This is a genomic window from Pseudomonas salomonii (genome assembly GCF_900107155.1).
Lineage (GTDB): Bacteria > Pseudomonadota > Gammaproteobacteria > Pseudomonadales > Pseudomonadaceae > Aquipseudomonas > Aquipseudomonas salomonii.
Genome location: NZ_FNOX01000010.1, coordinates 260,978 through 273,649, shown reverse-complemented (window position 1 = coordinate 273,649; position 12,672 = coordinate 260,978). Strand labels below are relative to the sequence as shown.

Sequence of the window (12,672 nt, the reverse complement as noted above, 5' to 3'; positions counted from 1 at the left end):
GGTGCGTGCCTTGCGATAGCCGTGTCTTGCTTGATCACACTGGCGCTTATCTATCACTGGACCGGGTGAAAATTCGGGCCCAAAAGCCGGCTTTCTTTGCTGAAGCCAACGGTGGATGTGGCTCTGTTGTCTCTCTTGCCGGGTGAGTGCCAGGGCCATCAGGTCTCAAAAGGTCTCCCGGATAATGCTCTTGACCTAGACATGGCGAGTCATCCATTCCAAACGCCTTCACGGCAGCTACGGCTTCTACACACCAACGACCAAAATAAGCCCCGCCTTCAAAGTTCTGGTCGCCATAGGTATACCAATAAGGATGCCGATAGCTGACCGCTTGCGGGTCTGATCCGGATTTCGCGCCAGTGCGCACTTCCAGATACCAGTGCTCGACAAAGGCTTTGAGCAACGGTGCCTGAGAATCTGAGGGCGCATTTACTGCCTTCAACAAACGACCATAGGGTTTGGGATATAGAAGCACGGCTCCTATCTTGCGGTCTGGGCTGCGGCTGGCAATGATCCGATCAAGAAGTACGTCTTCGCCATCATTGCCGATCAAGGCCAGCAAGCGATGCCATTGCTCGTCTGGAATGTCGAGTGCGAGTGCCAAGCCGACCAACCAGAAGCAAACGATGTAGTGGTCGTAGTTGACGCGCCAGTGGTGCCGGGTGAATTGCTGCTCTGCAGTCCACACTGCTGCTCCGAGCCGCTCAGCTTCTTCCCAAGCATCTAACAGACCGGGGAAATAATGCGCCAAGTCAGTAATTGGGCATCCGGCTGAGTATTTGCGCAGAATTTGGTGCCAGTGTTTCTGAGCAAGTGTAAATTGGAATTGGGGCGCGTAATTCTGATCACCTGAGTTGTTATCAGCGGCTACAGATTCTTTTTTTATGTAATCGTCGTTGTACTCAATCCACTCAGACCAGTAGCTTATTTCCCCTAATGGTGCGCGAATCATTTAGCGGCCCTTCCTAATAGTTTTGATGTGGCAACTGGATCAGCTACAAATTTTCCATTTTTTTCCAGGACGCCGACAGTGACATTTCCAAACGGGTCTGTATGGACTAGCCATTTTTCGACACGGCCTGCCTGTAGTGCTTTGTTGATGCTATCAGCAGCTTTTTCATTACCGTTGACAGACTCCAGAATCCGATTGTAGTTAGTAGAGCTACCTTGTAACCAATCATCACTCATCTGCAGCCCATCTCGGGTGGGCTTCAGCTTGGACGAGCCAAATTTGTACTCAACAATCAGGTAGTCGACACCAGGCTTATCTACCTTGTACAAATCGTCAATGCCTGTCTGGCCAATATCGGGAGCCCGGCCAATTTTTTCAGCGCCGGGCACCAACGTCTTGATTTGCTCTCCACCCATGATGTCCCCGACGATGCTCTTCTGCGCGTTGGTCATGGCGCGGAAGTCCATCAGCGGGGTGCCGTTAGGGTTGAACTGCCCGCCGCGTGCTACAAGCTTGTCGAATTTGGCGAGGCTCGCCACCTCAGCCATCTTTTCAAGCTGCTGCGCTCCAACCTTGATCCCTGCCTTGGCCAGGGCCACGCCACCTTTCGCAGCCCCGCCCACCCCCGTTGCAATGCTGCCGACCTGCCAGGCGATTTCGCCGATGGCCTTGCCCAAGGCTTCGGCGTTTTCGTCGCCGCCGACTTCCAGCGCGGTCTTGATCGTTTCTATCTTGACGTTGAGTTCGTTGACGACGCTGTCGCCAAACTGCTTTCTGGCCTCCGGGTTATTAATCAGTTGGCCAAGGCCGGTAAGCCCTTCGATGGGGTGCGCAACAAATTCGGCGAGGCCCGTGACGTCATTCCAGCCTGACTGGGCCAACCCCTTGCCGATGCCGAACTGGGTCAGAACATCCTGCCGGCCGCTGATGTAAGACCATTTGGCAACGACTTTGCCAGCGGCAATCAGGCCTTTTGCTTCGTCGTATTCCTTCTTGAACTGCACGATCTGCTGTGTCGCCAGCCAGTTGTTATCCACCGCCGCACCCGCCGCGGTATTGGCGGTGGTCGGGTCGATGGAGGCGCTGGTCGCTGCCAGGCCGGTCACCAGGCTGACGATCAGGTTGCGTTTGGCTTCGCGTTGTTCTTCGCTTTCGTCGGGGCTGGTTTGTGAGAACAGGCCGGTGAGCAGGCTTGATGCCGCCGCGCCTGCCGCGCCGCTGCCGCAACTTTGACTGCTGGCGGCGGCACCGGCGCAGGCGACGATGCCGTGCAGTGCCGCGTGCAGTGGCGAGCCTTCGGTGAGCTCGCCTTTGGCCACCAGGTCGCCGATGTAGCCGGCACCCCGTTGCTGCACATAATTGACCACCAGGCCTTGCACGAAGGCAGCGTTGCCCGCGCTGATATTGCCGCCTGCAGCACCGATCAGGGCGGTGGTGATCTGGCGATAGGTGCCGCCTGCGCCCCAGTTTTCGGAGATCGCGTTGGCCTGTGCCGAGTACTCCCGCGCCTGGAGCTGCAGTTGCAGGCGCGCAGCGTCACTCATTGGCGTGTCACGATTGTCTGCTTTTGACTGCAGCTCTTTTGCCTGTTGGCGTTTGAGGTCCGCTTCCCTGGCTTTGTTCGCAAGGAAGGTACTGGCTTCGTTGGAGAATGCGCTGACGATCTCAAAACCGGCGCGGATTTCATCTTCGTCGAAGATCGGTTTGAGCGAGTTGCTGCCATCGCGATCACTGGACACATCACGGTTGAGGCTGGCGACGGTTTGTTCAGCGGTCTGGCCGGTGCGTTTCTGCTGCTCGGCGTCGTCGGTAATGACGACGGCACCGCCACTGATGCCGCTGCGTGTCACGCTGCTTGCCTTGTCGCTGGCGCTGATGGCGATCGGCATATTGGCGCCGATCTTGTTCTCGTTTTTGGCCAGGTCGGTGCCCGGGTTAACCTTGCCGCCAGTCTGCGCGTTGCCCTTCTGGTCCTTGCCGACTTCGTTGTAGCCGCCGCCCAGGCTGACGGTATTGGCGTCGTAATCCGCCTTGTTCTTGATGTCGCGGCTGGTGAGGCTGGATGTGACCAGGCTGTTTTTGCCGTCCTGCACGGCCTTGTCACTGCTGGCGATCACGCCGCCGACCAAATCGGTGTTGCCCCGCACGTTGATGTCGAAACCGTCATCACCGGCCTTGATGCCCGATTGTTCGGTGACGCTGGCATAGTTGGAGTCGATGTTGGTTGCGCCAAAGTTTGCGCTGGCACCGCTTATCGAGCTCATGCCGTAGCAGAACGGTGGAATACAAAGACTGATGCCGATGCCCAGGCTCTTTTCATCGACTTTGTACGTGTTGGTGTCTTGCAGGCTTTCGATATTAAGATCGCCGCCGACGTCGGCGATGACTTTTTTGCCACTGGCCACCGCCCCCTTAAGCTGCGTGTCGCCGCCGGATGACAGCAGCAACTGGTTGCCAGCCTCCACTTTGGTATTGGTATGGGTCAGCTCGTCGCCGTCGGCCTGGCCCCGGTTTCCGGTGGCACCCAGGTCCAGGGTAAAGCCGTTTCTGCTACCGCCCAGCGAAAGGCCGATACCGATGCTGGCGCTGCTGCCCTTGCTGTCGGTGTTTTGCTGGCTGGTGTTGTTGGCGGCGAGCAGGTTGATGTCGCCGTCGGCCATCAGGCTGGCGTCACGCCCAGCCTTGATCTGGCTGCCTTGGACCGTGATGTTGCTGTCTGCACCTGCGCCGGTCGCGCGCAGGCGCACATCTTGACCGGCGGTGATGGTCGAACCGGCGGCGCTGTCGCTGGTCTGGGTGGTTTTGCTTTCGTTCTTCTTGGTGCCCAGCGACAGGCTGATGTTGATACCGCCTGCCGCGCCAGGGTCCATTGCCACCGCCGTAGCGGCGTTGTTACCGGCCAGCAGGACCGTGGCCGCTGCCAGCGCCTTCATGCGCCCGTCATCGGTTTTCTCCGATGCCTGCTTCATCTGCTGGGTGGTCTGGATTGCACTGATGACAGGGTTTGTCACCGTCAGCGTGAACCCGGTCTGTTTGAACAGGGTTTCACGTTCGCGCTTGCTGGTGTTGCGTGCCTCGACGATGTCGACGGTCTGCCCGGTGATGTCGACGTTGCCCTCGGGCGCAGAGACGTGGCTGCCCACTTGGCGATAGCCTTTACCCGCATCGATCAGCACATTGCCACTGGTCGAGCCCACGGTACTGGCCGCCGCCGTCTGACGGAGGGTGAGGTCTTTGACGCTCTGCTGCTGTGTGCCGAGGGTGACCGCGATACCGCCGCCGCTGAACAGGCCGCTTGTCTTCACCGACTTGTCGTGACGTTCGCTGCTGCTCTCGGTCGCCGCTTCGATGTTGATGTTGTTGTCTGCCGCCAGAATGGTCTGGGTGGTGGACACCACGTTGCTGCCGTTCACGTTGATGTCGCGGCCAGCCTGAACGTAGGTCTGTTCGCCACTGAGTGTTGAGCCTTGCGCCTGGATTTGGTTGACGGTGTCGCGTGTGGTGGTGGTCTTGCTTGAGAACAAGCCGTTGCTGCCTTTGAACTTGTGTGCTTCATCAGCGAATTGGTTGTTTTGCGCAGCCGTCAGGTTAACGTCGCGCCCGGCGTTGGCAATGACCGCGCCTTGCTGACTGGTGACGCTCGCGCCCCGCGCATTGAGGTCCTGCCCGGCGCTCAAGCGAACATCGCCCTGGCCCTGAACGGTTGAGCCGACTTCTGTCTGGCTTGCGTCCTTGCGCCAGTTGCTGCTGTTCCAGCTCACCGATTGCTGATGGGCCTCGCCGACCGTCGCCAGGTTGATGGTGTTGCCTGCCTTGAGCGATGTGCTACCACCTGTGCCGGCGTTGACCACTTGGGCGCCGGTCAGGTTGAGGTCCTTGCCTGCGCTGACGTCGAGGGTGCCGCCAGCGCCGCTGACGAACAGCCCGGCCACCCGTGACAGGTTGGTGCGGGTGCCTTGGGCACTGCTGCTGTCACGACTGCTGGACACGACGTTGACGTTTCGCCCGGCGTTGATGGCGAGGCTGTCTGTCGCGCCGATCAGGCCGCCGAGGTTGTCGAGGTTTTCCCGTGCCGTCAGCGAGACCTTGTCGGCCTGGATGCGGCCGCCGAGGTTTTCGATGTTCTGCGCGGTAATCGCCATCACGCTGCGCCCGGCCAGGCTGCCGCTGTTGACCAGATCACCGGCAATGTTCAGGTTCAGGCGTTGCCCGGCAATCAGCGAGCCAGAGCCGTTAAGGTCGCTTTCCTGCACGCGCACGTAGACCTGCGGCACCAGCACGTTGCGGGTTTCGCCGCTGGCGAGGGTGACTTTTTTCTGTACCAGCCAGACGATATCGCTGGTCAGTTGCGCCATCTGCTCGGGGGACAACTCGATGCCCGGCACCAGTTGCCATTGATTGGCAAGGGTGACGGCATTGTCGATCAGCGCCCGGTACTGCGCTTCGTCGTTGGCGTAGCCGTCGAGAAAGCGTCGCCCCGTCAGTTGTGCAACCTGTTCGCGAATCAGTTTTTGCTCATAGAAGCCATCGCCGAGACGCTGCTGGGTGAGCGCAGGGTCGACTTGCAAGCGCTCCAGCATGTAATCCGAAGACAGCCAGGTGCGATAGCTGGCGAAACGCGGATCTGTTTCGACCAGGTAATTGCTGGTGGTCTGCGGATGGGTGGTGAACAGGCTGTTATTCGGCAATTCCAGGGACGGCCCCCCGGTGCGAATTTGCTCGGCCACGCCTTGTGCGTTCTGGGTGGTCTGCGCTGCAACCTGAACGATCGGAGCTACTTGAAAGGTACGGGCGGCCGGAGCGCTGACCGTACCGGTGGAAGCGATCTGCTGGCCGACGGCCTGAGTCCCGCGTGCGCTGATCTGGGTGCCCGTGCCGCTGACCGCTGTGTTCTGCGCGAAGACGGTAGGCTGCAGGGAAATATCCTGAATCAGCGGGGCAGGGGTATAGGCTGCGGTGTTCGCGCCTTGCCGGTCGCGGCCCTTGCGCTGGATACGGTAGAAATTGGTGACGCTGCCGCTGTCGACGGTGGTGCGCTGGCCCGACACTTCGGTGTTGGTCAGGCTGGTGACGTCTGCCTGCAATAGTCCTCCGGCGATGATGCGGCTCTTGTCGTTGAGCACGTCGCCGGCGCTGATCTGCATTGTCCCGCCAGACAGGATCTGCGCCGGGGCCGAGGTGGCGATCTGGGTTTCGTTGACGACGCGGGTGTAGTCGTAGCGGTTCCAGTTGTCACGCTGGCCCTCGGGGGTGACCAGGTAATTCACCTCATCGTGGCGCAGGGAAATCTCGTTGGCTTGGTAGCGGTTGGTCGAGCCGGTGAGTTGAAATTCCTGCTCAGGCGTTCGACTGACCTCAACATCGCGCGTGCTGAAATGTTCGTTGGTGTTGCGCACGCTTTGTACGTTCAATGACAGATCGCCAAGCGCTTCGAGGGTCGCGCTGGCATTGGTCAGCAATTGGGCGCGACCCTCGGCGGTGTCGAGCGTGCTCAAGGTCCCGCCAATGGCGAGATCGCCAGCACTGAAGACCAGCGATTGCTCGCGGTTATTCAGGGTTGCGGTGCCGATATTCAGTGATTCACGGGCTGCTATCGTCGCTGCGGTGCCATTTTCATCGAGGTTGTTCAACGTCGAGGTGGCTATCGCCAGTTGGTCGCCATACAGGCGCGCGGTGCCGAGGTTATTGAGCGTCGCTGCCTGCACGCGGACTTGCTGGCCGTCGATCAGCCCGCGGTTGGTCAGGGTGTCAGCGACGTTCAGACGAACCTGGCCCGCGCTGATTTCGGCGTTGGCGCTGTTGTCGAGCGTCTGCGCGCTGACCAGCAGGGACTTGCCCGCCAGCAAACGCCCGGTGTTGTTGAGCGCTCCGGCGGTGCTCAGATCAACGCCGTTGTTGGCTTGAATCTGCCCGCTCAGATCAAGGCCGCTCTGCACCCTGAACTTGATGTCGCCCAAGCTCAGGGCCCGGCCCGTGCCGCTGTAATAGGCCGCGTTGAGCGACAGCAGCTTGCCGGCAATCAGCGTACCGTCGAGGTTGTTCACCGACTGGCGACGCTGCGCTGTGTCGCGGTCGCGGATGGTCAGGTCACCGGTCGAAGAGATCAGCCCGCTCTGGTTATTCAGCGTCTGGCTCACGCCCAGCAGCAGGCCTTCATCGGTGCGCACGGCACCGGTCTGGTTGTTGAGGGTGTTGACCGCCAGGTTCATGCTGCGGCCTTCAAGGCCCAGGTTGGTGCCCTGGGTGGCGCTGTTGTCGAGCACATCGGTGCTCAGGTTCAACGCGCCTGCACTGCGGACCAGGCCACCCTGATTGATGAGAGCCTGACCCAGTGCCAGCTCGACGTCGCCGAGGCTTTGCAACTGGCCGCCACGGTTATCCAGGCGTGCGCCGTCGACGTGTACGGTTTTCTCGCCAATGATTTGGCCGCCGTTGGTGTTGACCACGTCGCTGGCGGTGAGCAACAGATTGCCCTTGGTACTCAAAAAACCGGTGCTGTTATTGACGCTGGCGCTGCGGATTTCCACGGCATCCTGACCGCTGATGCCTTTGGTGGTGCCGGAGTCGAGGTTATTGAGGGCCTGATTTGCGGTGTCGATAAACAGTTTGCCTGCAGACTGAATCAAGCCCGCCGCGTTACGCAATTCGCCGCTGCGCAAGTCGAGCGTGGCGCGTGCGTCGAGCGTGCCATCGCTGTTGTCAAACAGATTGCCGTTGCTGTTTAGGTCCAGTGCCAGACCACTGATCACACCGCTGTGGTTGTTCACACCTTGCGCCGCCACGGCGATGTCGCCCTGGGCTTCGAGACGCCCTGCGTCGTTGTTCAGTGCGCCATCGGTCACGTTCACCGACAGCCCGGACTGCACCGAACCCAGCACGCCATGGGTGTTGTTGAATTGCCCGGCGATGATCGCCATGCGCTGGGTCGAGGCGAGCGTGCCGCCGATATTGTTCAGTTGACCGAACCGGGCTTGCAGCGTGCTGCCGGCGCTGAGGGTGCCCTGAGCATTTTCCAGGCGCGCGCCGCTCAGTTCAGCGCCGCCGCTGGCAGCCAGCGTTCCGCCGCTGTTGTCGATCAAATCACTGGCGGTCACCGTCAGCAGGCCGCCGTCGGTTGCAACAACTTTGCCGTGCTGATTATTCAGCGTGCCAACGTTGATCGCCACAGCGCCAGGGCTGCTGACCTGGCCGTTCTGATTGTTGAATTGCTCGCTGACATTGATCTGTAAAGGCTCCAGCCCCGTTTGCAGAATGCGCCCGTATTGATTGGACAGAGTGCGGGCCTGAAGCGTGAGCTGTTGGCCCTGGGCCAGACCTTCATCCAGTACCACGTCGTCAGCCTTGATCGACACGCTGCCATTACTGGCAATGCTGCCTTTGGTACTGCCGAGGTGGTTGGCCTGAATGCCCAGCGAACCCTTGCCCGCGTGTTCGATGCTGCCGCTGCCGTTGTCGATGCGCCCGGCGCTGATAAGGGTACTGGTCGCGTTTGAGGCAATTCGTCCGCTACGGTTGTCGAGGGTCGCGGTGGCGTTTATCGAGGTGTCGGCGACGCCGGTCTGCACCAGCTCGCCGCCGACGTTGGACAGATCACTGGCGTTCAGTTGCAGGTTGTCGGCGTTGACGCTGGCGCTGTCTGTGCGCAGGGTTTTTGTCGCGTTGGCCGCGAGGGTCTGGCTGGCATCCACGCGGCTGCCACTGAGATTGCTATCGCCGTTGTTGGCGGTCAGGGTGACATTGCGGCCTTGCGTCTGGCTGCCGCTGAGGTCCAGATCATCGGCCTGGATGCTGACATCGCCTGCCGCCAGGTTTTGACCCTGCGCTTTGACGTGGGTGGCGCGCACCGCAAGGTTGCCGCTGCTGCCTAGTTTGCCGTCCACGCCTGCGCCCGCCGCCAGGCTTGAGCCCTGGGTGCTACGAATCGAATTGGCGCTGAGGGTTGTTTGATTCTGGCTGGCAATGGTGCCGCTGTTGTCGATATCCCCGGAGCTGGTGAGGTTCAAATCGCCCTTGGCGTAAAGTGAGCCGCTATTGTCAACGCTTGTGGCAGTGATACGCGTGGCCGTGGTGCCGCTGATTGTGCCCATGTTGTGCAGTTTGCCGTCTGCGCTGACGACCACTTCACCCGCCATGGCGCCAATTTGCCCGGCATTGCGCATGCCGACACCCGATTCGGTCCCCACCAGCACGATCTTCCCGGCGTACATTCCGCCCAGTTGCGCCACGTCGATGCCGACGGCTGGCTTGTCGCCGTCGGCGCCGGCCTGAGGCTTGGCCTGGGTGTTGTCGGCGTTGACCTGATTGCGTCCGGCAGTGACCTTAAGGTCATTGGCCCAGATACCCGCATTGACCTGCACGGTTCGGGCAATCAGATCGGTGTAATCGGCGTCGCGGCTATCAAGGCCCTTGCCCTGAATGTTCAGGGTGCCGCCGTTCACGGTGTAGCCGCTGATGCTGCCGTTTTCCAGCTGCACCTGGCCGGTGCTCAGGGTCGCACGGTTGGCGTTGATGAAGCCGCAACCGTCGCAGGTGATGCCGGCCGGGTTGGCGATGACCACCTGGGCGCGTTGCCCGGCGACTTCGACATAGCCGCGTAACTGGCTGGGGTTGCTGGCGTTGACCTCATTGAGGATGACCCGCGCGCTGCCTTTGGCCATCGCTGCGTTGCCTTCGATCCAGCCACCCAGTTGCGTTTGGGTGTTGGCGCCGCTGTTGTTGAGGATGACGCCGCGCGGGTCGACATCGAACTGATTGTAGGTGTTACGCGAAACCCCGGCCGCGCTGGGCGCTTGAATATTCACCTGCGGCGTGCCGTTGGCGCTTTGAATCACCGTCGGACGCTGGCTGGCTGCGGCGGCCGGATCGGCCACAATCGTGCCCGTCGCCCACGCCGGTACAGCGCTCCAGGACACCAGCCCGAGCGCGATCATCAATGCAAAACGCATCGGCCCGAGCGTTGCCGTGCAGCCCGCGGAGGCGGTGGTGAGGCTGACGCGAGTGCCCGGCGCCTTGACCTGGCTGGTGACGTTCTCCGCCACCACCATCAACAGCCCGCGTGCCTTGTTGAAAACAATTCGGTACAGGTGCTTGTTCATAGCAATTCCATTTGCGGAGCCGGCCCGCGATACAAAAGTTGAAGTTACGGTGCTGTGGCAACCGGGTGAGCTGCAAACCAGGCTCTGGCCTGTTCAGGGATCACACCGATGCCCTGGAATGTCTTGATTTGCAGGCCTCGCTCGTCGCCCCGGTGATACAGCGCGCGACCGCATCGGTTGGCGAACAGGTGGCGCTGGAGGATTCGGGTAAAGGTGGCTGTATGGCCAAACGGCGCGACCCAGTCGTTGAGCCAGAGGCGCTCGCCGCAATTCCAGTCCGCGTCGCTCAATGTCAACGGTGATTGCTGCAAATAGCGCTGTTCCGCTGCCTCATCGACGTTAAGCCAAGAGAGGTAGCACACCGGCTTGCCGTGCTCGCTGCCCAGCACGAATTGGCGATGCTTGAGCGCCGGCAGCAGAAGTGTCGGTAAGCTGTGCAGTGGCGCATCACGGTGAGCGCTGGAATGCATCCACAACCAAGTGACCGAGCCCAGCACCGCCGCCTCGTTCCAAGGCTCGTCGATCAGGCCGGGTGCCGTGATGTCCAGGGTTTCAAAACGCATGGCATTACCCCTCAGAACGACCAGATGACGGTAAAGTCGCTGGTCACGTTGGCGGTCTTGAAGCCATCGGGCTTCTTGAGCGGCGTGCCTACCGACCAGTCATAAGACAGGCCCTTGTAACCACCACGCACACCCACCACAGCCCCCGCCAGTCTTTTACCAATCAGGAACTTACTGGCCTGACCGCTGACTTCGCCGTAGTCGACACCGGTGTAAAGCTCCTGGCCGGTTTGCCCCAGCGCCAGGCCGACTTCGTTGCGCAGTGTCCAGCCGCGATCGGCAGAAAGAATGTTTTCGCCGTCAAACCCGCGCACGCTGTAGCGTCCGCCAATCGAGAAGCGGTCCTGCGGCACCAACGGTGTGCGGTTCCATTGCGACCGCCAACTGCCGATATAGCGCAGGCGCTGGTCGCTGAGGGCGAATGGCACTTGCAGCTGGGCGTCGGCGGTGATGATCTGCGAGCGGGATGTGCCGGCACCAGAGGCTTCTTCGGGGGCCGGCAGCGAGTCATGTGCGCCGGTGCCGCGACGGTAGGCGACGCCAAGGTCCAGAATAGAGGTGCCGATAAATTCCCGGTGATCCAGGCCGAGCTGCCAGCCCGCCATGCGCCGATCCTGGTTGCCGATCTCGGTGTCGTCGATGAAGTTTTCAGAAGACCGTGTCCACAGGCCACCCCACGCCGTGGTCTTGCGCACGGCATCGCGGTAAAGCAGGCGAGACAGGCGCAGATCGTTGGTACGGCTTTCGCCTCGATACTGGTACGTCTGGGTGGCGCCGGCGACCGACTGCTCGTAGTTATACTCGCTGGTGGTGAACGCCAGTTGCCAGTAACCCATCGGCAGCGAGTAGTGGAGCGTATTGCCATTGGAGCCGTGTCGGCCGGACTCGCCGCCGCCCAGGTCGTGGTTGAAGCTGGCGTAGAACAAGTCGTTGAGCGACAGCAGGTTGTCCAGCGACAGCGACACATTGCCCTGATACTTGCCTGTGGATTTGCTGCCCGAGTTGTCGACGGACAGGCTCACGCGGGCCGGAAACTGCTGGCTCCATTTGATCACCACATCGCTTTCGCCGGGCTTGGCATCAGCCGCCAGGGTGGGGGTGATTTGAATGTCGGCTTCGGCAGTGGGCACGCGCTTGAAGTTTTCCAGCGCCTGTTCGATATCGCGCAGGTTAAGCAGGTCGCCGGGGTTGGCAGGCATCGCATTCCACAGGGTGGCGCGACGGCTGGTGCCTTCGGCAAAGCGGATTTCGCGGATGCGCCCCGGCACGATTGTCAGCACCAGAATCCCGCTGTTGAGGTCCTGCGCTTCGGCAAGCACGCGGGTGGTGACAAATCCCGCCTGGATGATCGCATTCTGCATGCGCTTCATCGTCATGTTGATGCCCGCGCCACCCAGGCAACGCCCCACGGCGGGGTCTTCCTCGGGGTTGGCGGCCTTCAGCGCCCATTGAAACTTCTCGGATGCGTCGCCAATCAGGCGGATGTCTTTAATGGCGAAGCAGGGCGCTTCTTTTACAGGAAGACGAGAGCCGCCTTCGTCGAGCGCAGGTGCCTGAAGACGCACATCGGGCCGCGATTCCAATTGATCACGCAGCGCGCGCTCACGCTCCTGCTGACGCAGTAATTCCTCTTCAGGCCCGGCAGCCTGAGCGGTGGCGGTCGTACAGAGTGTCCACACTGCCAGCGCCGTCAGCGCGAGGTGTCTTGCATTCATCGACGACAAGCGGGCCAGCCCCACGACATATCGAGAGGGGCCTGGCTTGTGCAGTGGGCAGCGTGAGTCCGCGGGCATTTCACATCCTTGTGATCAGAATCAGAGGCGCAATAAGTGCACGGCCTGGAACGGCAGTGGCACTGAAGAAAATAGAAAAATGTAAGGGTTTCGACGAGCAGAAAATGAAATTTCCTACATTCAGTCATACGCTCTGATGGAGGCTTAGTCCGAAAGTTCCGTGATGGGCAAGGCGACGATAACAACGCTCAGGAATGTGACGATCTTCACGCGTATTGCGAGTGCCGAGGCAAGCGAATCAGATAGTTTGCTAGATCTTAATACCTAGA

Annotated in this window: 4 protein-coding genes; all 4 read right to left on the bottom strand. The window is 60.6% G+C overall.

Annotation, left to right across the window (positions count from 1 at the left end):
- Positions 1-46: 46 nt before the first annotated feature.
- Genes BLV67_RS23115 through BLV67_RS23100 form a run of 4 tightly spaced genes read right to left on the bottom strand, consistent with a single transcriptional unit; the run spans position 47 to position 12,325 of the window.
- Complete coding sequence (locus BLV67_RS23115) at positions 47-952, bottom strand: PoNe immunity protein domain-containing protein (RefSeq protein ID WP_065930367.1); 906 nt, start codon at positions 950-952, stop codon at positions 47-49.
- Positions 949-10,047, bottom strand: a complete 9,099-nt coding sequence (locus tag BLV67_RS23110) for a hemagglutinin repeat-containing protein (protein ID WP_074854530.1) — start codon at positions 10,045-10,047, stop codon at positions 949-951. The genes BLV67_RS23115 and BLV67_RS23110 overlap by 4 nt, the downstream gene beginning before the upstream one ends.
- A 44-nt stretch (positions 10,048-10,091) precedes the next feature.
- Entirely contained in the window at positions 10,092-10,610 is a 519-nt protein-coding gene (locus BLV67_RS23105; RefSeq protein WP_017139694.1) for a toxin-activating lysine-acyltransferase, read from the bottom strand.
- Positions 10,611-10,621: 11 nt separating this feature from the next.
- Positions 10,622-12,325, bottom strand: a complete 1,704-nt coding sequence (locus BLV67_RS23100) for a ShlB/FhaC/HecB family hemolysin secretion/activation protein (protein WP_141722760.1) — start codon at positions 12,323-12,325, stop codon at positions 10,622-10,624.
- Between the last annotated feature and the right edge of the window lie 347 nt (positions 12,326-12,672).